At 63.9% G+C, this 24,066-nt stretch carries 26 protein-coding genes and 1 pseudogene; 10 read left to right on the forward strand and 17 right to left on the reverse strand.

The window, feature by feature from the left end; genetic code table 11:
* Window positions 1–37: 37 nt before the first annotated feature.
* The 3 genes from QEN71_RS33220 to QEN71_RS33230 form a co-directional block, all read right to left on the reverse strand.
* Window positions 38–814 (reverse strand): enoyl-CoA hydratase, encoded by a 777-nt coding sequence (locus QEN71_RS33220; RefSeq protein WP_201647380.1) that lies wholly within the window; start codon window positions 812–814, stop codon window positions 38–40.
* Window positions 811–2,013, reverse strand: coding sequence for a CaiB/BaiF CoA transferase family protein (locus QEN71_RS33225; protein ID WP_201647381.1), 1,203 nt, complete (start codon window positions 2,011–2,013; stop codon window positions 811–813). Before QEN71_RS33225 ends, QEN71_RS33220 begins: the two co-directional genes overlap by 4 nt.
* 262 nt (window positions 2,014–2,275) lie before the next feature.
* Window positions 2,276–3,166: a LysR family transcriptional regulator gene (locus QEN71_RS33230; RefSeq protein ID WP_201647382.1), complete on the reverse strand. Its 891-nt coding sequence runs from the start codon at window positions 3,164–3,166 to the stop codon at window positions 2,276–2,278.
* Between the two features lie 259 nt (window positions 3,167–3,425).
* On the opposite strand from QEN71_RS33230, the gene QEN71_RS33235 reads away from it, so the two are divergent.
* Window positions 3,426–4,943 (forward strand): sensor domain-containing diguanylate cyclase, encoded by a 1,518-nt coding sequence (locus tag QEN71_RS33235; protein WP_201647383.1) that lies wholly within the window; start codon window positions 3,426–3,428, stop codon window positions 4,941–4,943.
* Between the two features lie 38 nt (window positions 4,944–4,981).
* Here QEN71_RS33235 and QEN71_RS33240 read toward each other — a convergent pair whose 3' ends face one another.
* From QEN71_RS33240 to QEN71_RS33280, 9 genes are read right to left on the reverse strand one after another with little or no spacing between them, the layout of a single operon-like run.
* On the reverse strand, window positions 4,982–5,335 hold the full coding sequence (locus tag QEN71_RS33240) for a RidA family protein (RefSeq protein ID WP_201647384.1): 354 nt from the start codon (window positions 5,333–5,335) through the stop codon (window positions 4,982–4,984).
* 33 nt (window positions 5,336–5,368) lie between these two features.
* Complete coding sequence (locus QEN71_RS33245; protein WP_201647385.1) at window positions 5,369–6,553, reverse strand: NAD(P)/FAD-dependent oxidoreductase; 1,185 nt, start codon at window positions 6,551–6,553, stop codon at window positions 5,369–5,371.
* Window positions 6,546–7,985: an FAD/NAD(P)-dependent oxidoreductase gene (locus tag QEN71_RS33250; protein ID WP_201647386.1), complete on the reverse strand. Its 1,440-nt coding sequence runs from the start codon at window positions 7,983–7,985 to the stop codon at window positions 6,546–6,548. The genes QEN71_RS33245 and QEN71_RS33250 overlap by 8 nt, the downstream gene beginning before the upstream one ends.
* Window positions 7,975–8,316: a (2Fe-2S)-binding protein gene (locus QEN71_RS33255; protein WP_201647387.1), complete on the reverse strand. Its 342-nt coding sequence runs from the start codon at window positions 8,314–8,316 to the stop codon at window positions 7,975–7,977. Before QEN71_RS33255 ends, QEN71_RS33250 begins: the two co-directional genes overlap by 11 nt.
* A 7-nt stretch (window positions 8,317–8,323) precedes the next feature.
* The gene (locus tag QEN71_RS33260; RefSeq protein WP_201647388.1) at window positions 8,324–9,460 is read right to left on the reverse strand and encodes an NAD(P)/FAD-dependent oxidoreductase; all 1,137 of its coding nucleotides are present in this window, start codon (window positions 9,458–9,460) and stop codon (window positions 8,324–8,326) included.
* Window positions 9,457–10,254 carry an ABC transporter permease gene (locus QEN71_RS33265; RefSeq protein WP_201647389.1) on the reverse strand — a complete coding sequence of 266 codons (798 nt, stop codon included), beginning with the start codon at window positions 10,252–10,254 and terminating at the stop codon, window positions 9,457–9,459. Before QEN71_RS33265 ends, QEN71_RS33260 begins: the two co-directional genes overlap by 4 nt.
* Window positions 10,255–10,261: 7 nt before the next feature.
* Window positions 10,262–11,134 carry an ABC transporter permease gene (locus tag QEN71_RS33270; RefSeq protein WP_201647390.1) on the reverse strand — a complete coding sequence of 291 codons (873 nt, stop codon included), beginning with the start codon at window positions 11,132–11,134 and terminating at the stop codon, window positions 10,262–10,264.
* Entirely contained in the window at window positions 11,121–12,191 is a 1,071-nt protein-coding gene (locus QEN71_RS33275) for an ABC transporter ATP-binding protein (RefSeq protein ID WP_201647391.1), read from the reverse strand. Before QEN71_RS33275 ends, QEN71_RS33270 begins: the two co-directional genes overlap by 14 nt.
* Window positions 12,192–12,244: 53 nt before the next feature.
* Window positions 12,245–13,309, reverse strand: coding sequence for an ABC transporter substrate-binding protein (locus QEN71_RS33280; protein ID WP_201647392.1), 1,065 nt, complete (start codon window positions 13,307–13,309; stop codon window positions 12,245–12,247).
* A gap of 134 nt (window positions 13,310–13,443) precedes the next feature.
* On the opposite strand from QEN71_RS33280, the gene QEN71_RS33285 reads away from it, so the two are divergent.
* Window positions 13,444–14,406 carry a LysR substrate-binding domain-containing protein gene (locus tag QEN71_RS33285; RefSeq protein ID WP_201647393.1) on the forward strand — a complete coding sequence of 321 codons (963 nt, stop codon included), beginning with the start codon at window positions 13,444–13,446 and terminating at the stop codon, window positions 14,404–14,406.
* A gap of 62 nt (window positions 14,407–14,468) precedes the next feature.
* On the opposite strand, the gene ppnP is transcribed toward QEN71_RS33285, so the two are convergent.
* A complete protein-coding gene (ppnP, locus tag QEN71_RS33290) occupies window positions 14,469–14,789 on the reverse strand; it encodes a pyrimidine/purine nucleoside phosphorylase (protein WP_201647394.1) in 321 nt (106 codons plus the stop codon).
* A gap of 353 nt (window positions 14,790–15,142) precedes the next feature.
* On the opposite strand from ppnP, the gene QEN71_RS33295 reads away from it, so the two are divergent.
* Together QEN71_RS33295 and QEN71_RS33300 are read left to right on the forward strand one after the other, a co-directional pair.
* On the forward strand, window positions 15,143–16,528 hold the full coding sequence (locus QEN71_RS33295; RefSeq protein ID WP_201647395.1) for an MFS transporter: 1,386 nt from the start codon (window positions 15,143–15,145) through the stop codon (window positions 16,526–16,528).
* Between the two features lie 35 nt (window positions 16,529–16,563).
* The gene (locus tag QEN71_RS33300; RefSeq protein WP_201647396.1) at window positions 16,564–17,397 is read left to right on the forward strand and encodes a shikimate dehydrogenase family protein; all 834 of its coding nucleotides are present in this window, start codon (window positions 16,564–16,566) and stop codon (window positions 17,395–17,397) included.
* 49 nt (window positions 17,398–17,446) lie between these two features.
* Here QEN71_RS33300 and QEN71_RS33305 read toward each other — a convergent pair whose 3' ends face one another.
* The gene (locus tag QEN71_RS33305; protein WP_201647397.1) at window positions 17,447–17,947 is read right to left on the reverse strand and encodes an Ohr family peroxiredoxin; all 501 of its coding nucleotides are present in this window, start codon (window positions 17,945–17,947) and stop codon (window positions 17,447–17,449) included.
* Window positions 17,948–18,224: 277 nt separating this feature from the next.
* On the opposite strand from QEN71_RS33305, the gene QEN71_RS33310 reads away from it, so the two are divergent.
* The 6 genes and pseudogenes from QEN71_RS33310 to QEN71_RS33335 all read left to right on the forward strand — a co-directional run bounded on the left by QEN71_RS33310 (window position 18,225) and on the right by QEN71_RS33335 (window position 22,694).
* On the forward strand, window positions 18,225–19,253 hold the full coding sequence (locus QEN71_RS33310; protein WP_201647398.1) for a LysR family transcriptional regulator: 1,029 nt from the start codon (window positions 18,225–18,227) through the stop codon (window positions 19,251–19,253).
* Between the two features lie 307 nt (window positions 19,254–19,560).
* Window positions 19,561–20,172 carry a TetR/AcrR family transcriptional regulator gene (locus QEN71_RS33315; RefSeq protein WP_201647399.1) on the forward strand — a complete coding sequence of 204 codons (612 nt, stop codon included), beginning with the start codon at window positions 19,561–19,563 and terminating at the stop codon, window positions 20,170–20,172.
* A 180-nt stretch (window positions 20,173–20,352) separates the two neighbouring features.
* Window positions 20,353–20,760 carry a VOC family protein gene (locus QEN71_RS33320; RefSeq protein WP_201647400.1) on the forward strand — a complete coding sequence of 136 codons (408 nt, stop codon included), beginning with the start codon at window positions 20,353–20,355 and terminating at the stop codon, window positions 20,758–20,760.
* A 191-nt stretch (window positions 20,761–20,951) separates the two neighbouring features.
* Window positions 20,952–21,116 (forward strand): annotated as a pseudogene (locus QEN71_RS33325) (O-methyltransferase); the annotation flags it as partial.
* Between the two features lie 214 nt (window positions 21,117–21,330).
* On the forward strand, window positions 21,331–21,507 hold the full coding sequence (locus QEN71_RS33330; protein ID WP_201648111.1) for a hypothetical protein: 177 nt from the start codon (window positions 21,331–21,333) through the stop codon (window positions 21,505–21,507).
* 134 nt (window positions 21,508–21,641) lie between these two features.
* Complete coding sequence (locus QEN71_RS33335; protein ID WP_201647401.1) at window positions 21,642–22,694, forward strand: NHL repeat-containing protein; 1,053 nt, start codon at window positions 21,642–21,644, stop codon at window positions 22,692–22,694.
* Window positions 22,695–22,881: 187 nt separating this feature from the next.
* Here QEN71_RS33335 and QEN71_RS33340 read toward each other — a convergent pair whose 3' ends face one another.
* The 3 genes from QEN71_RS33340 to QEN71_RS33350 all read right to left on the reverse strand — a co-directional run bounded on the left by QEN71_RS33340 (window position 22,882) and on the right by QEN71_RS33350 (window position 24,036).
* Window positions 22,882–23,319, reverse strand: coding sequence for an ester cyclase (locus tag QEN71_RS33340; RefSeq protein ID WP_201647402.1), 438 nt, complete (start codon window positions 23,317–23,319; stop codon window positions 22,882–22,884).
* Between the two features lie 38 nt (window positions 23,320–23,357).
* Window positions 23,358–23,549 carry a hypothetical protein gene (locus QEN71_RS33345; protein ID WP_201647403.1) on the reverse strand — a complete coding sequence of 64 codons (192 nt, stop codon included), beginning with the start codon at window positions 23,547–23,549 and terminating at the stop codon, window positions 23,358–23,360.
* Between the two features lie 76 nt (window positions 23,550–23,625).
* Entirely contained in the window at window positions 23,626–24,036 is a 411-nt protein-coding gene (locus tag QEN71_RS33350) for a RidA family protein (RefSeq protein WP_201647404.1), read from the reverse strand.
* Between the last annotated feature and the right edge of the window lie 30 nt (window positions 24,037–24,066).

Consider the following 24,066-nt stretch of genomic DNA (forward strand, 5'->3'; position numbering starts at 1 on the left):
TCATGTCTCCTCCTTATGTTGTCGGCTGTGTTCGCCGTTAGCGCTTTGCTGAGCCGGACGCCGAACCCGACGTGAATGCGGCCACCCCCTCGTGGAATGCGCTGCTGCCGTAGACGGACTCGATCAGATCTTCGTCGTCGAGACGCTGTTCGACCACGAGCCGACGCAGGCTTTCCTTTACCGCGTGCTGCGTGACTTGCGACAGTGAACCGAGCCGTTGCGCGAGCTTGAGAGCCGCATCGTGCAGTGCATCTTTCGCGCAGATCTCGTAGACGTAGTCGCACGCCAGCGCTTCATCGGCGGAGAGGAAATCCGCGAGCAGCAGCATCTTCTTTACGCGCGGTACGCCGAACGCCGCATGAAGCCGCGCGAGATTGCGCGACGACAGCGTGTTCGACAGCGTCTTCGCAATCGGCGCGCCGAATTTCGATGCATCGCTGCAAACACGGAAGTCGCATGCGGTCGCAATCGCGAGCCCGCCGCCGACAGCCCAGCCGTCGATTACGGCGACAGTCGGCACGGCAATACGCTCGACAGCATCGATCACGCGTTCGACCAGCGCCTCATACTCGACGCCCTGGCGTCCGTTGCGGAAGTCGCTGAAATAGCCGATGTCGGTGCCCGACACGAACGACTTGCCGCCCGCGCCGCGCAGCAGAATGCAGCGCACGTTCGCATCGCGCTGACATTCGTCGATCAGCGCGAGCAGCGCTTCGTACATCGGTATCGTCATCGCGTTGTGACGCTCGGGACGGTCGATCAGAATCTCCGCCGTGCCCGCGTCGACCTTCTTCAATGTGACGTGTTCGCTCATGGCTTTGTCCCGTTGATCTCGGCAAGAAGTTCGTCGTTGTGCTCGCCGAGCAGCGGCGGATGGCGCCGCACCTGTTGCGGCGTGCCGAGCAGCTTGACGGGAAAACCGATGTTCTTCACCTTGCCTTCGATGGGGTGATCGATCTCCATGCACATGCCGCGCTGCTGCGCGTGCTCGCTGCCGAATGCCTCGGGATACGAGAGGATCGGTCCGGCGGGAATGCCTGCCGCGAGCATCGTGTCGATCCAGTCCTCGCAATCGCGTTTCGCAAACGACTGCTCCAGCGTTTCGATCAGCGCCTCACGGTTTTTCAGGCGCAGCGAGACGGTTTCATAATCGGCGTGCTTCAGCAGATCGGGACGCTCGATGAGTTCGCACAGCTTCGTCCACAGCTTCTGGTTGGTCGCGCCCATCACGAAGTAGCCGTCGCGCGCTTTCACGGCCTGATAGGGCGCGCTCATCTTGTTGCTGGTGCCGAGCGGCGTCGGCGGCACGCCCGTGCCCCAGTAATCGGACATGTCCCAGATCGAGAACGCCATCGCCGAATCGAACAGCGACGCGTCGATGTGCTGTCCTTGCCCCGTCGTCTGCGCGCCGATATACGCGGACAGCAGCCCGTAGACGGCAAACAGCGCGCAGCCGATATCGGCGACGGGTACACCGGCCTTCACCGGCTTGCCGCCTTTGTAGCCCGTCACACTCATCACGCCCGACATCGCTTGCGCCATCAGGTCGAAGCCGGGACGCGACGCCCACGGCCCGCTCTGTCCGAAGCCGGAAATGCTCGCGTACACGATCTTCGGATTGATCTTGCGGATGGTCTCGTAGTCGATGCGCAAACGTTGCACAACACCGGGCCGGTAGTTTTCGACGATCACGTCGGCCGTTTTCGCGAGCTTGTAGAAGAACTCGCGGCCTTCGTCGGTCTTCAGATCGAGCGAAACGGAACGCTTGTTGCGGTTCATGTTCAGGAAGCCCATGCTGTCCGGCCCCTTCATCTTGAAGCCCATCGCGCCGCGCGTCTGGTCGCCTTCGAGCGGCTCGACCTTGATCACGTCGGCGCCGAGATCGGCGAGCAGCATGCAGGCGAACGGTCCGGCCATCACCTGGCTGACATCGAGGACGCGAATGCCTTGCAGCGGCAAGGGGCGCGACTGGGTGTTGCCTGTGTTTTCTGCGGTTTCGTCGGCTTGCGACATAGCGGTGTCTCCCGAAAGGTAAGGGCGTGCGATCGCAACGGCGACCGGCCGGTTATATGAATGGCGAGAGGAGAAGGCGGACGCAGCGCGAACGCTGCGCGGGCTCAATGCGAGTGCATTAGCCGCGCGTCGAAAGAAGGATGGTTGTCATGCCGTCTCCATGTCGTTGTTGTATGCACAACTCTCACCTACCCGGGAGACCGCGGCAAGGACGTAACAGTCATGGCTGGATTCGCAATTCGCGAAAGGGCACGTCAGCGGCTCACTGCGGCGCGTTCGTCAGCGCCGTCACGACGTTTTGCAGTGTCTGCGCCTGCGCATGCCCTTCGGCGCACGACAGCACATAGCTGCGCTCGTGCCAGTCGCCTTGCAGTTCGGCGCAGGCGAGTCTGTCATCGGGGCCGAAGCTGCTCAGCACGTCGGGCGGCATCAGACCGACGCCGAGCCCATGCCGCACGAAGGCGAGCATCGTGTCGAAGCCGTTGACGGAGAAGTCGTTGGTGAACTGCCGGCCGCGGCTGCGATACGCGCGCTGCACGGCAGAGAGGATCGCCGAGCCCTTGCCGAGACTGACTAGCGGCATGTCGAGCAGATCGTCGATCGAGACGGGCGCGCCGGCAAAACTGAAGTGCGCCGGGCTGTAGACCAGCACGAGACGGTCCTGCCGATACGGCAACTGCGCGAGGTCGAGAAAGCCGCTCTTTTTCTCGTAGATGCCGATATCGATCACCTTGTCGCGCAGCATCTGCTGGATGATCTTGCTGTTCTCTTCGACGATCTTCAGCGAAATGCCCGGATACTGCCGCTGGATGCCCGCGATATCGCGCGCGAGAAACTCGATCACGACAGCCTTCGGCGCGCCGATGATGATGCGGCCTTCGAGTCCCTGAACGAGCGCCTGCGCGTCGCCTGCCAGCCGGTCGACGAGCGTGTCGATCTGGCGGATATAGCGCAGCAGCTTGTCGCCCGATTCGGTGACTTCGACGCCATGCGGCACGCGCCGGAACAGCTTCGCGCCGAGTTGCTCCTCGAGGTCCGACACGCGGCGCGAGGCGGCGGCCACGGCGAGCCCGAGCTTGTCGGCGGCGCGGGAAATACTGCCTTCATCGACGATGGCGAGCACCAGCCGGACAGTGGTCGTATCGAGTCTCACAGTTGTTTCAGTCTCCAAAGTTCTGCGATGCCGGCGTGTTCGGCAGATTTTGCATGCGCAACGATCCGCTCGTCAGCACGAACGGACAAAATTGCGGCATTATGCGTGGCTTGGCGGGGAGTCCTCTTCAGTTCGCGCGCAGTTCACCTGTAGTTCGCGTTTCACCTGACTCAATCCCTCCATTTTCAGGCCGTTAAACCAAAGAAAAAAGGTTGCCTTCCAATGAGCCGGAAACCAGCGTCCCGACTACGGCCGAGCCATGTCTGAGAAAGCCTCTCTTTACGATTCGCTGCTGGCGACGCCTACGCCGGAAAAGGGCGTGATCAGCCCGTCGGTGCGCGCCGCGCTGATGTCCGCGCTGTTCGACAACGCATGGCCGCTGTTTCTGTCGGGCATGTCGAGCGTGTTCGTGGCGATCGTCGCGTGCTTCCGGCTGCATCAGTCATGGACGGCGCTCTGGCTGATCGCCGATATCGCCGTGCTCGCCGCGCGGCTCGGCATCGTCCGCATTTACGTTGCGCGCAGCCGCGTCTGCGCGGTGCATCCGGCGCCGTGGGCGACGCGTTATGCGCCCGTGAGCCTCGTGGCGTGTCTGCTGCTCGGGCTCGGCACGGCGGCCTGTTTTCTGTCGCCGGACAAGGAACTCGCGACGCTCGCGATCATGGTCGCGGCGGGCATACTCGGCGGCATCGCGTCGCGCAACGCGGCGCTGCCGCGGCTCGCGATCGCACAGATTTTCCTCGGCACGGTGCCCATCGGCATCGGCGCGCTGATCGCGCCGCAAAGCGGCGCATGGATTCTCGTGCCGCCGCTCATCGCGTACAACGCCGCGATGGTCTCGGTCGTGCAACGCCACTACAAAGGGCTCGTCGCGCTGATGACGGCCGAGCAGCGCCACGCCGAACTCGCCGCGCGCTTCGACGCGGCGCTCGCCTACATGCCGCACGGTTTGTGCACGGTCGACGGAACGGGCAACGTCGTGATCGCGAATCGCCGCACGGCGGAACTGTTCGGCGCGACCGTCGAGATGCTGAAACTGAATGTGCCGCTGCCGGAATTCATCGGCCATGTGGGTATCGCGCAGTTCGGCGAGACGCTGCATAAACGGCTCGTCGAACAGTGCAACGCGTGGCTCCACGACGAGCGCACGCCGATGGATCTCGAACTGCAGGACGGCCGCCAGCTCGAACTGACGCGTAATCCCGTGCCCGACGGCAGCGCCGTCATCATCATCGAGGACGTCACGCAGCGTCGGCAGACGGAGGCGAAGATCCTGCATCTCGCGAGTCACGATTCGCTGACGGGCCTGCCGAACCGCCGCGAACTGCGCGACCGCCTCGAACAGATTCTGAGGGTGAGTGCGCGCGATCAGGGCGGAGCGTGCGCGATGATGTATCTGGATCTCGACGGCTTCAAGCAGGTCAACGACCGGCTCGGCCATTGCGCGGGCGACGAGGTGCTGGAGACGGTCGCCGCGCGGCTCTCGCGCGTGCTGCGTCCGGGCGAACTGGTCGCGCGGCTGGGCGGCGACGAGTTCGCGATCATCGCCGATCACACCACGTTGCCGTCCGTCGTCGCGCTCGCGCAGCGCGTGATTCGCGACATCGCGCTGCCGTATCACCTGTCGACGGGCGAGGCGGTGAGCATCGGCACGAGCGTCGGCATTGCGCTCGCAGCGAACGACGATTCCGTCGACGGCCTGATCCGGCGCGCGGATCAGGCGTTGTACAGCGCGAAGCAGGCGGGAAGGGGCACGTATCGCGTGTCGAACGCGTAGCCGATTTCAGGCGGCTATCGCCTGTTTCGACGCAGCCGTTACGCGAGCGCGACGACGGCGATCTCGACCAGCAGTTCCGGCGCGGCGAGCTTCGCCTCGACCGTTGCGCGGGTCGGCGCGCAGCCGGGCGCAACCCATGCGTCCCACACGCTGTTCATGCCCGCGAAATCGCGCTCGATATTCGCGAGCCACACTTGCGCCGACACGAGGCGCGTCCTGTCGATACCCGCCTTCTCCAGAAAGCCGTCGATCTTCGCGAGCACGCTCGCCGTCTGCGTTTTCACATCGGGCGCGTGATCGTTCGAAGTCTGCCCGCCGATGAACACGAGTCCCGCTGCCTTGACGACACGGCTCATGCGCTGGTTCGTTTCGATTCTGACGATATCGGACATACGCTGGTTTGCTCCTGTGGGTGAGTGAAGAAATCAATGAGCGACGGCGCTGGCCGCTCGGATCGAGGCAGCTTGCGGCTCGTCGAAACGGTCGATTGCAAACGCGTCGAGCGGCAATGAAGGCTTGCCGTCGAGCACGAGTTCGGAGACGAGCTTTCCGCATCCCGGTCCGAGCTGGAAGCCGCTGCCGCAATAGCCGAACGAGTAGACGAGATTCGATGCGCGGCGGCTCGCGGAGATGACGGGCAGCGAGTCGTCGGTGAAGGCTTCGACGCCTGCCCATGCGCGGTTCACGCCGAGATGCCGCAAATGCGGAAACAGATCGACGACGGTATTGGCGCTGCGCACGAGGCGCGCGAAATCGACTTCGCCATGACGCGCCTCCAGATCGGCGATACCGATCAGCTTGCCGCCGATCACCACCGTGCCGTTGTCGAACTGCTTGAACGACAGCGGACGCCCCGTTGCGCCGAGCGTCGCGCGGCAGAACGGTGCGACGCGATGCGTGACCATCAGCATCAGGCCTTCGGGATGAACGGGCACGCGTTCGCCGACCTGATCCGCGAGTTGGCCCGCCCACGCGCCCGCCGTGATCACGAGTTTTTCCGCGCTGAAGAGGCCGCGCGGCGTTTGCGCGAACCAGCGCGTCCCGCGCTGTTCGATGCGGCCAACGGGCGTGCCTTCGAAGAAGCGCGCGCCGTGCCGTTGCGCGGCGAGGCGGAAAGATGTCGTGGTCCTGAACGGCAACGCGTAGCCATCGCGCTCGACCCAGATGCCGCCCGTCACATGCGGCGCGAGCGCAGGTTCGAGTTCGAGCACGCTCGCACGGTCGATCAGTTTTTCATGCGTGAAACCATGCGATTCGAGCAGCGCGACGCGCGCGCGGCACTCGTCGAGTTCGGCGTCCGTTTCGGCGATCTTCAACTGGCCGGACGGCACGAAGCCGCCGTCGTCGCCGATCGTGTCGTGCAACGTGTGCCAGATTTCGCGCGACATCAGCGCGAGCGGGATTTCGGGCACCGGCCGGCCGAGCGTTCGCACACCGCCCGCGTTGACGCCCGACGAGTGCCGCCCGACATAATCGGCTTCGAGCACGATCACGTTCGCGCCGCGCCGCGCCATGTGGAACGCGCTGCTCGAACCGTGCAGGCCGCCGCCGATCACGAGCACATCGGCCTCGCGCACGTCGCCGGAATGGGACAGGGCGGCGTCATTCACCGGCGAGTTCTCCGAGCGTGAGCGGCTTGATAGGCGGACGAATGCGGTAATAGCCGACTTCGCCCGGCGACACCTTGCGGGCATCCGCGATGATTTCGGTGACGGTCAGGCCGCACATGCGTCCCTGGCACGGGCCCATGCCGCAGCGTCCAAACGACTTCGCCTGGTTCGGTCCCATGCAGCCCAGTTCGACGAAGCCGCGCACGTCGCCCGCCGTCACTTCTTCGCAACGGCACACGACCACGTCGTTGGACGGAATGCGGTTCGCGTCGCGCGGACGGTACAGGCTGTCGAGAAACGGACGGATGCGCAGCACGTCGGCGAGCGCGCGGCGATGCGGCGCGGCTTCGCGTTCGAGCGCCGCCGCATCGATCGCGCCGAGCTGACATGCGACCTGCAGCGCGCTCAGCGCGCCCTGTTCGGCCGCCGCCTGCGCGCCGCCGATGCCGCCGCCGTCGCCCGCCACGAAAATGCCCGGCACGTCGAGTTCGCCCCAGGCGTCCGTGGTCGGCGCGAAGCACAACTGCGCTGCGTCCCAGTGGTGCTGCGCGCGCAGCGACAGCGTGAACTGCGTGTTCGGCACGACGCCCTGATGCAGCAGGATCACGTTCGCTTCGACCCGATGCGCGCGGCCTTGCGTCGTGAAGCGCAGCGCGGCGGCGCGCTCGGTGCCGTCGGTGCCCTCACTGTCGCGCTTCGACTCGATCTGCAGATCGTCGGCGGCTTCGTAGATGGGCACGCCAGCGGCGCGCAGCGTGCGGATCAGCTGCAGGCCTTTGCTCAGGAACGGCCACGCGCGCAGTGCGGACAGCAGATGCTTCTTCGCGCGCCAGCGGTCCTCGTGGCGCGTCGTATCGACGAGCGCGCGGATCGGCACGCCTGCGCGCACGTATTGCCAGCCGAGCAGATACAGCAGCGGGCCGCAGCCCGCCAGCACGGGCGCTTCGGCGGGTACTTCGCCTGCGCTTTTCAGCAGGATTTGCGCGGCGCCCGCCGTCAGCACGCCGGGCAGCGTCCAGCCGGGAATCGGGAACGGCCGTTCGAGCGCACCCGTCGCGAGAATCACGCGCCGTGCGTCGAAGCTGCCGACCTTGCCGTCTTTCAGGTAATGCACGGAACGCTCGCGCGTGACCTGCCACACGGACGCATGCGCGACGTGGCGCGCGCCGGAACGGGCGAACGCCTCCGCGATGGCCGAACCCGCCGCGTAGTCGGGACCGAGAATCTCCTTGCGGCGCGCATCGGCATGACCGATTGCGCGATAGATCTGCCCGCCGACGGCATCCTGTTCGTCGAGCAGCACGACGGACAGGCCCGCACGCGCTGCGAGCGTCGCCGCGCTCATGCCGGCGGGACCGGCGCCTACGACGACGACATCGACGGCTTCGGCGGCAAATACGGCTGCGAGCGTTGCATCGTGTTCAGCGGCCATGAGCATCCTCCAGCGAGACTTCGGACGGCGGCAGATCGCGCGCGCCTTCCTGCGAACGGATACGCATGCCGTTGCGTACGGTCACCATGCAGCTTTGCCGGCTCGGCACGCCGTCGATCTCGACGAGGCACTCGAAGCACGCGCCCATCATGCAGAACGGCGCGCGCGGCGCGCCCGAAACGGGCGTCGCGCGAAACCGCGCAATGCCCGCGACCAGCAGCGCCGCGGCTACCGAGCGTCCGCCCGGCACACGCAGCGGCTGATCGTTGAACCAGATGTCGACGGGCGCATCGGCGCCGGGCAGGGCCTTGAATAGCGGTGTGGAAGTCATGGCGGAATCAGTGAGCGGGAATGAGAGCGGGGGATTCGAGGAAGCGGTTGCCCGAAAACGCGGGAATCTCGTCGGGCATCGCGCCGCCGGCGATCCACGGCGCGACGCGCAGCGCATGCGCCGCGGCGAGCGTCACGCCGCTGTGGCAGGTGACGACGAACGCGCCCGGATGACGCGCGGATTCGTCGTAGACGGGAAAGCCGTCCGGGCTATAGACGCGCAGCGCGGCCCACGTGCGCACCAGCCGCACGTTCTTCAGCAGCGGGAATGCACGCACGCCGCGTCGCGCGATATCGGACAGCACGGGCGTGGTCGTGAAGTCGTTGAAGCCGACTTCTTCCATCGAATCGCCGAATTGCACGGTGCCTTCGTCGGTTTGCCGGACGTTCAGCGTCGGGTAGTGCAGGAACGGCGCAACGCGCTCGCTGATCAGCACCTGGCCGCGATTCGGCGCGACGGGCGCATGCAGTCCGACCTGCGGTGCGAGCACGCGATTGCCGAGTCCCGCCGCGAGCACCACGCGCGCCGCGCGATACGTGCCGCGCTTGCCCTGCACCGCGAAGCCGCCGCTTTCGGGCGTGATGTGCAGCGCTTCTTCGCCGCCGATCAGCTTCACGCCGCGTCCCTGCATGCCTGCATGCAGCGCGCGCAGCAGCTTGAGCGGATTGACGTGGCCGTCCATCGGCGTGTAGCTCGCGCCGATCACGTCCGGCCCGATCGCGGGCAGGCGTTCGCGCACTTCGCGTGCGTCGAGCAACTGGTACGGGTAGTCGCCGAGTTCGCGTTGCAGCGTGCCGAGCCGCTTCGCGCGTTCGGCGAGGTCGTCGTCGGAAAAGCAGAAGTGAAAGCCGCCCGGCTGACGCAGCGCGACGTCGATGCCCGTTTCGGCGAGCAGCGCATCGGCCAGCGACGGCCAGCGCGCGGCCGAGCTGCGCGACCAGCGTGCATACGGCGAGAGTCCGTAGCCTTTGCCCTGAATCCACACGAGCCCGAAATTGCCGCGCGACGCGCGCAGCGCGCCGTCGTCCTGATCGAGCACGGTCACGCGCGCGCCTTCGCGCGCGAGGCCCCAGGCGACGGCGGAACCGACCAGCCCGCCGCCCAGCACGAGCACGTCGGGGTTCGCGGATGAGTTGCGGGTCATCGAGCTTCTCCGATCAGGATACGGTCCAGTCCGACCATGCGGTCGAGCAGCACCATCAGCAGAACCGTGCCGACGATCAGCACCGCCGACACGGAAGCGACGAGGGGATCGATGGTCTGCGCGATCTGGTTGTACATCGCGACGGGCAGCGTGGTCGTGCCGGGCGTCGCGACGAAAATGGTCATCGTGAGCTCGTCGAAGCTCTGGATGAACGACAGCACCCAGCCGCCCGCGACGCCCGTGCGGATCATCGGCAGGACGACGCGGCGGAAGGCCGTGAAGCGGCTCGCGCCACAAGAGAGTGCGGCGCGCTCGGCGTCGCGGTCGAGCCCGACAGCCGACGACAGCGCAAGCCGCAGCGCGTACGGCAACACGACGATCACGTGCGTTGCGACGAGCGCCCAGAACGAGCCGCTCAGATGCAGCAGCGACAGGAAGCGCAGGAACGCGATGCCGAGCACGACGGCGGGAATCATCATCGGCGAGAGGAAGAAGCTCATCAGCGCGGCGCGGCCCGTGAAGCGATAACGCGCAATGGCGAGCGCGGCGGGCACCGCGAGCACGACGCCGATCGTCGCGGCGGCGAACGCGAGCCGCACCGACAGCCAGAACGCCGAGACGATGTCGTCGTTGTCGAGAATCGCGCGAAACCAGCGCAGCGACGCGCCGTCGAAGGGCATCGAAATGAAACCCTTGTCGGTGAACGCGACCAGCAGCACGACGACGAGCGGCGCGAGGATGAAGGTGAGGAACAGCGCGTTGAACAGCAGGCCCCAGAATCCGTTCTGTTTCATGACGGCCTCACTCGAAGATGTGCTTGAAGCGGCGTTCGGCGAGACGGCTGCAGCCCATCACGATCGCGACATTCGCGATCAGCAGCAGCACCGCGATGCTTGCGCCGAGTGGCCAGTTCAGCGTGCCGAGGAATTCGTCGTAGGCGGCCGTCGCGACCACTTTCAGACGGCGGCCGCCGATCAGCGCCGGCGTCGCGAAAGCCGAAGCCGACAGCGCGAACACGATGATCGAGCCGGACAGCACGCCGGGCATGATCTGCGGCAGCACCACGCGGCGAAATACGCGCAGCGGCGAGCCGCCCATCGACAGCCCCGCCCATTCGACCTGCGGATCGAGCTTCTGCAGCGTCGCCCACACCGACATCACCATGAACGGCACCAGCACGTGCGTGAGCGCGATGATCATGCCCGTCATCGTGAAGACGAGACGGATCGGCTCGGACGTGATGTGCAGCGCTTGCAGCACGTTGTTCAGCACACCATTGTTGCCGAGCAGGATCTGCCAGCCGAGCGTGCGCACCACGACGGAAATCAGCAGCGGCCCGAGCACGATCAGCAGACACAGCGATTGCCACGGACGCTTCATGCGCGCGAGCACGATCGTCTCCGGCACGCCGAGCAGCACGCTCAGCAGCGTGACCGCGAGCGCGAGGCCTGCCGTGCGCAGGAAGATTTCGCCGTAGTACGGATCGCTCAATACTTCGGCGTAGTTCTTGAGTGTGTAGAGCGTCTGCACGCCCGCTACGTCGCTGAAGACGCGAAACGACAGTAGCAATGTCAGCACGAGCGGCACGAGCAGCAGCGCGCCGAACAGCAGCAGCGCGGGTGCGGACAGCAGCCACGGCGCCGCGCCCGCGCGGGTATCGTCAAGCGTTGCCATGAGCGCTCTCCCGGGTCAGCACACGCAGGTCGTCGTCGGTGAAGGCGAGGCCGACTTCATGGCCTTCCTCGGGCGGCGGCGCGCCGAAATTCGGCTGCGCGACGTGCAGCTTGCCGAGTTCCGTGTCGATTTCGAGCAGCCATTGATTGCCGATGAACACACGGTTCGCGACGCGTCCCAGCATGCGCGCATCGCCGTTCGCGAGCCGCACTTTCTCCGGACGGATATACACGTGAACCGCGCCTTCCACCTCGCGGCCTTCGTGCGGCACATGCAGGGTCGTGCCCGCGACATCGACTTCCGCACAGCGCGGATTGAGCCTGAGCACTTCGCCCGGCAGCGTGTTCGTGCGGCCCAGAAACGTCGATGCGAACGGCGTGGCGGGGCGCTCGTAGGCGTCGAACGGCGTGCTCAGTTGCGCGATGCGGCCGCGATGCAGCACGGCGATGCGGTCGCTCATCGTCATCGCTTCGACCTGATCGTGCGTGACGAGGATCGTCGTGATGCCGAGGCGCTTCTGGATCGCGCGCAGTTCGATGTGCATTTCCTCGCGCAGCTTGGCGTCGAGGTTCGACATCGGTTCGTCGAGCAGCAGCAGGTCGGGGCGCATCGCCAGCGCACGCGCAATCGCGACGCGCTGGCGCTGGCCGCCCGACAGTTCCTTCGGATAGCGCGCGTCGAGCCCTTTGAGGCGCACCAGATCGAGCGCTTCGGCGACGCGCACCGCGCGCTCGGCGCGCTTCATGTTGCGCATTTCCAGACCGAAGCCGACGTTGCCCGCCACCGTCATATGCGGAAACAGCGCGTAGCTCTGGAACACCACGCCCATGCCGCGCTTCTCGGGGCGCTGGTTCGTGATGTCGCGGCCATCGAGCGTGATGCGGCCCGCGCTCGGCGTGACGAAGCCGGCGATCATCTGCAGCGTGGTCGTCTTGCCGCAGCCGGACGGGCCGAGCAGCGACAGGAACTCGCCGCGCTCGACGGACAGATCGAGTTGCTCGACGGCCGTGAAGTCGCCGTAGCGCTTCGAGATGCCTTGCAAGGTGAGGAAGGTCATATGCGTCGGTCCTGTTCAGATGCGGACGGTCTGACTGATGTGCGGCACGCGGCCTAGCGTTCGACCGAGCGGTTCCAGCGCTCCGTCCATTCCGTGCGATGCTGGTTGATCGTGCTCCAGTCCATCGCTGTCAGCTTGCCGACCTGCTCGGGACCGTACGGCACGCGCGCGGCCACTTCGGGCGTCAATTTGACCGTCTTGTTCACGGGGCCCAGACCGATGCCTTGTGCCTGCATCGCCTGCACTTCGGGGCTCAGCAGGTACTGGATGAATTCCTGCGACAGCTTCGGCTGCGCGTTTTCCGCGACTGCGCAGGCGGCCACCTGCAGCGCGACGCCGCCTTCCTTCGGATAGACGAACTTGAGCGGGAAGCCCGTGTTCTGCAGCGCGACCGCGCGGCCGCTTCCGTACGGCGCGAGGATCACGTCGCCGGCCTGCATCAGGCCGTCCATTTCGCCGGGCGTCGGCGCCCACGAGAGCACGTCGGGCGCGACCTGCTTCGTCATCGCGTTGAAGCCGGGGTCGATGTTCTTCTCGCCGCCGCCGTTCATCCGCGCGAGCATCACGAGCGTATGCAGTCCGTACGTGTTGGTGATGGGCGGCACGCCGAGCTTGCCTTTCAGGCGCTTGTCGGTGAGCACCTGCCACGAGTCGGGCGCGGGCAGGCCGAGCTTTTTGAACGCCTCTTCGTTGTAGCCGATGCCCGTCGCCACCATGCCGACGCCGACGGCCGTCGGGCCGAGCCGCGCGAGCGGATAGACGTCCTTCATCACGGGCGCGTCGTCGACCTTTGCGCACAGGCCGAGCTGCATCGCCTGGTACATCGGGCCGTCGTCCATCACGGCGACGTTGATCTGCTGATGACCCTTCTGCGCCTGAAGCTTCGCGAGCGTGTCGCTCGAATTGCCCGCGACGTAGACGATCTTCACGTCATGCGCTTTTTCGAACGGCGGAATGATCTTCTGACGATAGAGCTGCTCGTTCGAACCGCCGACGTTCGCGACATAGAGCGTAGTGTCGGCATGTGCATAGAGGGAAGCGGTCAGGCAGGCGAGAGACAGCGTGGTGGAGAGGACATGGCTCGTAAAACGGCAACGGCGGCGCAGCGTTTCTTGCATGACGGTGATCTCCTTGGAGTGTGGGATGGACGCTCTGGCGGCGTATCCATGCGACACAGTCTGGTCCGCTATGGTTATATCGTCCAATACGAATAAAATAGCTATCCATACATCGCTGATATGGGTTGATGACGATGAACCTGAAACACGTCGAGGCGTTTCGCGCCGTCATGGTGGCCGGGTCGATGACGGCGGCGGCGAAAGCGCTGTTCACGTCGCAGCCGAATGTGAGCCGTCTGATCTCACAGCTCGAACGCGAAACGGGCCTGCTGCTGTTTCAGCGCAGCGGCGTGCGGCTGATTCCGACCAGCGAGGGCACAGCGTTCTTTCGTGAAGTGGAGCGCGCGTATGTCGGTCTGCAAGGACTCGCGAATGCCGCTGCGCAGATTCGCAACCTGGGCAGCGGACGTCTGCGCATCGCGGCAATGCCGTCAGCGGGACTCACGCTCGTGCCGCACGCGATCAAGCGTTTTCAGGCGCTGCATCCGGGCGTGACGGTGTCGCTGCATGTGAATACGTCGGGGACGGTGAATCACTGGACCGCGTCGCAGTTCTGCGATCTCGGCGTGGCGGTGTACATCAGCGAGGCTTCGAATTGCGATGTCGAGATGCTGTCGAAGGTGGCGGCCGTCTGCGTGATGCCGGCGACGCACCGGCTCGCGGCGAAGGCGTCGATCAAGCCGTCCGATCTCGAAGGCGAGTCGTTCATCTCGCTGTGTCACGGCGACGGCACGCGCGTGCAGATGGACGAGGTGTTCGCGCGCGCAGGCGTGCAACGCGTGCTTGCAATCGAGGCGCAATACACGGCGATCTGCTGCGAACTGGTGCGCTGCGGAATGGGCGTGACGCTCGCGCATCCTGTCGTCGCGCGCGATTTCGCCGGGCCGGATATCGCGATCAGGCCGTTCTCGCCGGCGGTGCTATTTCCGACCTATCTGCTGTTTCCGCCGCATCGGCCGCGCGAGCGGCTGGCGTCGGCGTTCGTCGACGTGCTGCGCGAGGAGCATGACGAACTGATCGGGAAAATGAAAGACATCGTGCCGGATTCGACGCCGAAGCGTACGCGCAGGCCAGGCGCCAAACGGGCTGGGCGGTGATGCGGAAGGTTGCCGCGACGACGGCGCTGGCTGCGTCGCGGCAATTGCGTGGAGGTGCGTCGTTACAGATAACTGCACACGTAGTCGAGCGTTTCGACCACGTCGATGTCGAAGCGGCTCTTGCCGGGCACCGAGAACGAGTCGCCCGCGGCGTACGTCTTCCACTCGTCGCTGCCGTCGAGACGGATGCGGCACTTGCCGGCCTGCACTTCCATCAGTTCGGGCGCGTCGGTGCCGAAGTTGAGCGTGCCGGGCAGGATCACGCCGAGCGTCTTGCGCGTGCCGTCCGCGAACAGAACGGTGTGCGACACGCACTTGCCGTCGAAGTAGACGTTGGCTTTCTTGACTACGGAAACCTGATCGAATTGCGTTGCGGCCGTCATGGCGATGATCCTCTGGGTCGTTGTGAATGGATGCGGCGGCGCCCGATGCATGCGATGGCGCGAGCCCGCCATCATACCAATGCCGCGGACGCTCGCTGCCGATCATCCGGGCGTCGGCGGACCCATGCCCCGAACCCGGAGAAACCCTCAGAGCGTTCGATCATCGCGCAGTTGTGCGCGATGATCGAACGAAAAGGTGTATCGTTCGCTTGTGTATAAGGGCCCAGAAACGCTACTCTGCGGTCCATCTGGTGACATCTGACAGTCGCCAGCCTACAAGCGCAACATGCAATGTTGCATGGGACTGGAGGTAAGCGCTAAAGCGCCAACTTCAGTCGACATAGGAGACAACCATGACTGCAGTCCCCACCACTGAGCCGCACGGTAAGCATCAGTCGAAGAAGGCCGCCGCGAGCGGCTGGATCGGCTCGGCGCTCGAGTACTACGACTTCTTCATCTACGCGACGGCTTCGGCACTGATCTTTCCGCAGATTTTCTTCGCGAAGGGCAACGCGACAACCGCGATTGTCGCGTCGCTGGCGACGTACGGCGTGGGCTACGTGGCGCGGCCGATCGGCGCGTTCGTGCTCGGCCACCTGGGTGATACGCACGGTCGCAAGAACGTGCTGCTGTGGTGCATGTTCATGATGGGCTTCTCGACGATCGGCGTCGGTCTCCTGCCCACGTACGCTCAGGTCGGCGTGCTGGCTCCCGTGCTGCTCGTGGTCCTGCGTCTGGTCCAGGGCTTTGCGGTGGCGGGCGAAATCTCCGGCGCAAGCTCGATGATTCTCGAGCACGCGCCGTTCGGCCGACGCGGCTTCTACTCCAGCTTCACGCTGCAAGGCGTGCAGGCGGGACAGATTCTCGCCGCAGCCGTGTTCCTGCCGCTCGCGCACTACATGCCCACCGACCAGTTCAACACCTGGGGTTGGCGCATTCCGTTCCTGCTGAGCTTTGTGGTGATCATCGCGGGCTGGATTATCCGCCGCAAGGTCGACGAAACGCCTGCTTTCAAGGATGAAGGCCAACGTCAGACGCGTGCCCGCTCGCCCGTGGTCGACGCCTTCAAGTACAGCTCGCCGAACATGCTGCGCGTGGTGTGCATGTCGCTGATGAACGTGATCCCCGTCGTCGCCACGATCTTCGGTGCGGCCTACGCAGTGCAGCCGGCCTACGGCATCGGTTTTGCGAAAGACGTGTACCTGTGGATTCCCGTCGTCGGCAACATCGTCGCCGTGCTGGTGATTCCGTATGTCGGCAATCTGTCGGACAAGATCGGCCGCAAGCCGCCGATGATCGTCGGTTCGCTGGTCGCAGGTCTGCTGGCGTTCGCCTATCTGTACGCAATCAGCATCCACAACGTGCCGCTCGCGTTCCTGATGTCGCTGCTGATGTGGGGCGTGGTCTATCAGGGCTACAACGCCGTGTTCCCGAGCTTCTACCCCGAACTGTTCCCGACGCGCACCCGCGTTTCGGCAATGGCGATTGCACAGAACGTCGGCACGGCGATTACCGCGATGCTGCCCGCACTCTTCACGGCCGTCGCGCCTCCGGGATCGACGAACATCTGGTTGACCGTCGGCGGCCTCGCGTTCGCCGTCACCGTGATCGCGTCGCTCGCTGCACTCAGCGCCCGCGAAACCTATCGCGTTCATATGAACGACCTGGGCCAACCCGACGCGAAGCCGGTCGACAAGACGGAGTACGACCGCCTGCGCTCCGATGCGTTTGCCCACTGAACCAAGAACCGTCGTTTGAGAGAGCACCCCCGACCATGATTTCCGGAAAAACCACCCTCGTCGCGCACATCGGTTTTCCGACCGAAAGCTTCAAGTCGCCGATGATCTACAACCCGTGGTTCGAGCAGAAGGGTATCGATGCCGTCGTCGTGCCGATGGGCGTCAAGCCGGAAGATTACGAGCAGAGCTTCACGTCGATCTTCCGCTTCACCAATCTGCGTGGGGCGCTCATCACGATGCCGCACAAGGTGACGACGGTCGGGCTGGTCGATGAAGTCACGCCCGCCGTGCGCATCGCGGGCGCCTGCAATGCGGTGCTCAAACGCGCCGACGGCACGCTGCTCGGCGATCAGTTCGACGGCGCCGGTTTCGTACGCGGCGTGCTGCGCAAGGGCCGGCAACTGAAGGGCGCGCGCGTGCTGGTGTCCGGTTCGGGCGGTGTGGGTTCGGCGATCGCGGCCTCGCTCGCGGCCGCCGACGTCGGCGAACTGTCGCTGTTCGACACGCGCGCCGATTCGGCGGAAGGGCTCGCGCAGCGGCTGCGCGAGAACTATCCGGATCTGAAAGTCAGCACGGGTTCGAACGATCCGGACGGCTACGACGTCGTCGTGAACGCGACGCCGCTCGGCATGAAGGAGGGCGATCCGCTGCCGTTCGACGTCGCGCGCCTGTCGCCTGACACCTTCGTCGGCGAAGTCGTGATGAAGTCGGAGTACACGCCGTTCCTGCGCGCCGCCCACGAAAAGGGCTGCGAAGTGCAGGTCGGCACTGACATGCTGTTCGAAATGATTCCCGCGTATCTGGAGTTTTTCGGCTTCGGCACCGCGACGCCGGAAGAACTCCGGCAAGCTTCGACGATCGCGTACTGAAGCACGCTCACACGTCGGCGCGCGAAAGCGAAAGCGCCGACGTGCTCCCTCAATCGACGACAGCGACGATATTCACCGTTCCCTGCCGCGCCATCTTCGCGTACGGACACAGACGCTCGGCATTGCGCACGAGTTCTTCCGCGACAGCCCGCTCGACACCCGGAATCCGCACCCGCACATCGATCACGAGCGCGTAGCCGCCGTCCATCGGATCGCGGCCGAACGACACCTGCACGTCGACGGCGATATCGTCCAGTTCTCTGTCGATACGCTTGCCGAGCAGGTTCAACGCGCCATGAAAGCAGCCCGCAAAGCCCGCGGCGAACAGTTGCTCGGGATTGGTGCCGTCGCCGGAACCGCCGAGTGCAGTGGGCAAACGCAGTTCGACATCGAGATTGCCGTCGTCCGAACGCGCCACGCCTGACGCGCGGCCATGTCCCGTCTCGCCGCCTGAAACCGTAACCGTCGTCGTGTACAACGGTTCGAAATCGCGGCCGCGATATCGGTCGAGTAGAGAAAGCGGGGGCGCTTCCAGCTTCTTTTTGTTCATAAAGCACTCTCGAACTTGACGACGAACATTACTTCCTCCCGGGTTCCCTGCAGAGCGACAGTGAACCCGTCTCGATGCTAAGCGATCGGAAACGCGCGCGCTAGATTCATTCAGGGACTCACGGTGTTTCCTGAATGGCGTCAATCGCGCGATTTGTGTTCTACACTGGGAAAGCCCGCCGAAAGCCGCACACTCCAGATATGCCGCGATTGTGCAGTGCGAGTATCTGTTTCTGGCGGGCCGAGCCAAGACTCCTGCGTCGAAAGTGGAGCCGTCAATGGATCAACTGGATGCATCGCAGCATGCCTTTCGCGTTGGCTTGCCGAATCCCGCCGACGCGCTGTCCACCTGCTTTTCGACCAGCTACGCGGGCATCATCGCCTTCATGGCGGTCGCCACGGAAGGCAGCTTCGCGAAAGCGGGGGAACGTCTGGGGATAGGCCGCTCGGCGGTCAGCCGGAATGTCCAGAAGCTCGAATCGCAGCTCAGCACACGGCTTTTTCTTCGCACGACGCGTTCGACGCATCTGACACGCGAAGGCGAACGCTTCTTCGAAAACTGCAATCAGGGCGTGACGCATATCGTCGATGCAATGAACGACATGCTCGATCTGCGTGCGGGTCCGCCGCGCGGCCTGCTGCGCGTCAGCTCGACCGTGGGTTTCGGACGCAAGGTCGTGGCGCCGTTGCTGTCGCGCTTCTGCGAAGCGTATCCCGACATCGCCGTCGATCTGATGCTGGACGACAAGACGGCCGATTTCGCCGCCGAGCAGATCGACGTGTCGTTTCGCGACGGTTGCATCGAAGATTCGAGCATCATCGCGAAGCAGCTGGTGCCGATGCAGATGGCGCTGTGCGCGTCGCCGCTCTACGCGCAAAAACACGGCCTGCCCACGACGTTCGACGAACTGGCGCAGCACGAATGCATCAACCTGCGTTCATCGGGCGGTCGCGTGTTCGAATGGGAGTTCAAGATCGACGGCCATCTGCGCAAGTATCTGCCCACCGCGCGATTGACTTTCAACGATGCCGAACTGGTGCTGCGCGCGGTGCTGGAAGGACGCGGAATCGCGCAGTTGCCGGGCTATGAGATCGGCGACCACCTCGCGCGCAACGAACTCGTCATGGCGTTGCGGCGGCATGTGCCCGACGACCGGGGGCATTACATCTGCTATCTGTGCCGCCAGCATTTGCCGTCGCGCATTCGCGTGTTCGTCGATTTCATGACCGAGCAGATTCGCGCGCTCAATCTGCTTTGTCTCGACGATTTCTACATGGACTTTCCGCAAGACGCGCATCAGGCGTGATGCAGTCGTGCGTTTTTGCGCGGGCCGCATTGGTGCTCGCGCGGAAACGCTGAGTGTTCACGCGTGAATCTAGCGGGGTTGCGGCCCGGCTCCTACCATTCAGGTATGTCGACGTCGAGACCTGTATGGAGGGCACCATGGTGCGTGTCGATCCTCTGTGGATGCTGGCCGGCTGGATTGCGCTGGTCGCGATCAACATCGGACTGGCCATCGCCGTTTCGTTCAGCGGCGCGCTTTGATCTGCGTGTGACCCGTAGAATAGTCCGTCGCCCGATTGGTGCGGCGCACGACTCTACAGGGAAACACAATGAACGAGCGGTCATCGCCGAAGCGCTTGCGGCCCCGTAAAACACCGACCCAGTCGCGCTCGGAAGAGACGGTTGCAACGATCGTCGAGGCCGCGGCGCAGATTCTCGAAACGGAAGGTTTCGACGGATTCAACACGAACGCAGTGGCGGCGCGAGCGGGCGTGAGCATCGGTTCGCTCTATCAGTACTTTCCAGGCAAGGACGCATTGACGGTCGCGCTGATTCGCCGCGAAACGCAGCGCTTTCATGAAGACGTCTCCGTTGCGCTGACCTTGCGAAGCGCGAAGGCCGCGCTCGAATATCTGATCGGCGCGGCCGTGCGCCAGCAATTGCAGCGGCCGAGGCTGGCGCGGCTGCTCGATATCGAAGAAGGCCGCCCCGCAGTGCGCGGCGAAGTGGCCAAGCCGGAACTGGAACGCATGGCTACCGATATCATCCGGCGCGCAATCCCCCGACACGCGTATCCCGAAGTCGCGGCGGGCGATCTCTTCGCGATGGTCAAAGGCATGGTCGATGCCGCCGGCGAACGAGGCGAGACGGATATCGAATACCTCGAATATCGCGTGCGCGCCGCGGTTTTCGGCTATCTGTCGAAGACGCGCGCACGCTGAATGTGAGCAAACGGATGTGCTGTAACGGGCAATGGTCGGTCAAACCGCTATACGTATGCGGGTTTTACGTGCCCCGAGATGCGTGCGCAATGCGAGTTGGCGAATGTGAGCATCTGCTTATATTCTGAAGTCCTCGGCGAGTGTGGCAAAGGGCCACCGCCAACGACAGAGAGACCGACGATGACCGACATTACTCAAAGCATGAAGCTCAATCACCTGAGCTTCCCTTCCGCCGATACGGCCGCGACGGCCCGTTTCTTCGAACAGTATCTGGGCTTCACGATTGCAGGAACGTGGGAGCAGTCGTACATATTGAAGCGCCCCGGTTATGACGTGGTGATCGATCACACCAGCAACGAAGTCCCCGTGTGGCCCGCGAATTTTCATATCGGCTTCGAACTGCCGAGCCTCGATGACGTTCACGCGCTGTACGAGCGTTTCAAGGCTGACGGTGTGCACATGGAGACGGAAGTCTTCAACAATGGACGCGGCTCGCGCTTCTTCTGCCGCGCGCCGGGCGGCGTGATGTTCGAGATGAACACGCGTCGCGATGCTGCGCCGGAATATCGCGGTACGTTCGATAACTGAGTTTGCTTCGTCGTGTGCAGACGAAAAAGCAATTCAGATGATCAGGTATCCGATGTGTTTAACCGTTAAATGGAATTCACATGACAAGCACACTGACCAGTATTCCGCTTGCGCCGCTGCTGGATCGTCTGTTCGACGAGGCGGCTTCCCTGTCACCGTCGACGAACCCGGCGGTCGCCGCGATTTCGCCCGAAGTGCTGAAGCTGATTGAAAGCCGTTTGAGGCCGGGTTCGCTGATCGTCGCGGACAACGCCGATTTCAGCCCCGACTATCTGGCGCGCGTGCGTTCGCCTGCAAACGGCTATCTGTCGACGGCAGTCAGCGACGACGTCGAGGTGTCGATGAGGCTTGGCTGAAGCGTGAGAGATGAAGCGTGAGAGATGAGGCGTGAGAGATGAAGCGGGCTGGCCGCTGCAGTACAAAACCGTGCACTTACGGACGCCAGGCTGGCATTGATCGTGAGCTTGCATGCTCGTAGTTTTATGCAGGTACGCACAGAGATCACGTTACCGTTGCGCGCGTCAGGCCCGGCCTATGCGCTGCATCGGTATCGACGTAGCCAGGAGCAACATGATGATGACCGTACCCACGCTGATGTTTCTCATCGCGCTTTTCGCGCTAATCGTGGCCATGCACCGCGGCGTGGCCCGCAAGGCGGATGCGCGGCTTCGCGAACAGTTCGAGGCGCAAGGCCCACGCGGTGACGTCTCGCGCCTGATGATGCGCGAGTCGGGATATAGCGTCTGAGTTTCTGCACAGCGCCCGGTATATCCTCTTTGTCCGCCAAAACACAGGTTCCAGCTGGCGGAGTTCCGTTAGGCCTCCTTGTGGCGTCTATGCTTGATCGGTGCATTTGCACGATCCGAGCAAGGAGGTGTGTGATGAGACCCGCGCTATGTGTCGCTGTCGTCGGCATGCTTTTCGCAGTCCCGCTGGCGCATGCCGAGTGCTCGCACGATACCGTCTTTCTCACGCTCGGCGATCAGATTCGCGGTTATTCAGCGCGCGCCAACGGCGCGACCGAACCGTGTCAGTTGCTGCAAGGGCCGCTCACGACGCTGATGTCGGCAGGGGGGACGGCAATCGACAAAAAGGATGCCTTCCACGTTGCGCAGTTCGGCAACGATGCAGTCGACATCTTTCCGCGCAACGCCGAGGGCAATCAGCCACCCGGTCGCTCGTTCACGTTGCCGATGACAAATGATCTGCCCGGTATAGCGGTGGATTCACGCCTCAACGACTTCGTTCTGAGCGTACGTCCGTCGACGGCGGGCGTGATGGTCATTCCCGTTCACAGTTCCGGGCCGATACCGAATCCCGCCCGCATCAACGATCCGAACATCACTCACTATCAGAGCGTCGCGATCGACGGCGACGACAATCTGCTGATTGCGGGTTATGACATACAGGGAACAGTGGTTATCGACACGTTCGGCACGAGCCGAAGCGTGACCGCGCCACCGCTGCTGCGCAGCATCACAGGTCCCAAAACTGGCCTGTTTCCGGGCCGCAACGTCTTTTTCTCACAGATCGCTACGTCGATCGCTGTCGATCCTCATACGGACGAATTGTTCGTCTACAACACGACGGCCGATGCAAGCCAGGTCCAGGTAAGCATTTTCGCTGCCAAGGCGAATGGCAACGTGAGCCCGCTACGGACAATCAGCGGTCCGGCAACGGAAATTGTCGGCCAAAGCTTGCCGCCGCCGGGCAACAGGATCGCCGTGTCCGCAGACGGACGTCTCTTCGTCGCCGTGCCGAACCGGCGCATTCTCGCGTTCGCGCCGGGAGCGAAGGGCAATGTGGCGCCGTCGCAGATTATCGAGGACTCCACCTCCGGTCCCGACTCTGCGGGATCGATCGCCGTCCGGTCGGGTCGACGCGAGCGACAGGATGACGACGGCTGCTGGAGGAACCCCGGATCTCCGCACTAGTCGCGGAATGTCCGCTACTGAATCAGGCGCAGTTCGCTCAATCCACCGGCAATCTGATTGAAGATTTTTTGAAGCGCGGCGTTGTCGGGCGCGTGGAAGTAGTGCGCGGAATTATCGTCATTTGTTGCGCAAGCAATTATCAGAAAGAATCGGTCAAAAGTGCCATCGACTGGGAAGCAACAGAGGATCAACTTAGGTCGAGTTGTTTTGGCAATTCGCCGAGTTGCCGGAACACCGAAAGCCAGTCTTCCAGATGCCATGTCTTTTCGATCAGATCGCCGCGCAACTGATGAAACGAATGAATGGCGAAACGCACTTCCTTCGATGTCGCCGCAATGCCCAACAGCTTGCCCGTTTGCGTGCCCGTCACCTCTGCCCGCACGCCGACGCGGTCGCCGTGTATCAGCAGATCGAGGATGTGGATTTTCATGTCGGGCATCGCCGAAGCAATGTTCTCGAACATTTTGGTCATCTGTTCCGGACCGGGCGCTGCGCCAGCGGGCTCGGGCAGATATTGCCAGTCGGGCGTGACGACCTGGCGCAGCAGCGCCGTGTCCTTCGCCGAAAACGCGGCATAAAAGCGCTCGATCGTGTCACGTATCGTTTGTTCGCTGGCGAGGGACATGTGTGCGCTCCATAGATGGAAGGTGTGACACGTGCGTGTCATTCCCGGGTCGTCTTGCGCTCCTGGGGCAGCGGCTGCCGCTCGGCGCCGCGTTGCGTCGGCGCGCGCGTGCAGGCGTCGGGCGGTGTCGGATCGGCGACGTCGTTACAGCAGCATGCGTACACGGGAAACCCGTATGCGTTGGTGCGCACGACAGTGGTGGGCCCGTGCAGCGGACAGATGGCGTTCATGGCGCCTCCTGCAAATCATCGGTCGATGCGGTCTATCGTACACGCGACGCGCGAGTTCAGCAGTCGAGCGGCGGGCTCACGGCATCCTGAACCGTGCGCGCGGAATCTCCGCGACGGCGGTGATCTCGATCATCAGATCCGGGTGATAGAGCCGTTCGATCTGCACGGTGGTCGTAACGGGATAAAGCGCGCTAAAAAACTCGGCACGGATATCGCCTGTCGCCATGAACGCTTCGATATCGGTTGCATAGTGGACAAGGGAGATCACGTCTGTCATGTTGCCGCCCATCGCCGCGAGCACGTCGCGGATATTCTCGAGCACTTTGCGCACTTGCGCGCGCATGTCGCCGGGTCCCGTCACGCGACCGTCGATGTCGAGCGAAACCTGGCCCTTCAGATGAACGATCTGTCCGTCGCCTTGCACGACGGCCATGGAGAACGCACCGAACGGCTGCCACACGCCAGCAGGATTTATCGCATTGACCATGGTTCGTGCCGTTGGATGAAGGGGCGGCAT

Origin of the sequence: Paraburkholderia sabiae (assembly GCF_030412785.1) — a bacterium.
Classification (GTDB): Bacteria; Pseudomonadota; Gammaproteobacteria; order Burkholderiales; family Burkholderiaceae; genus Paraburkholderia; species Paraburkholderia sabiae.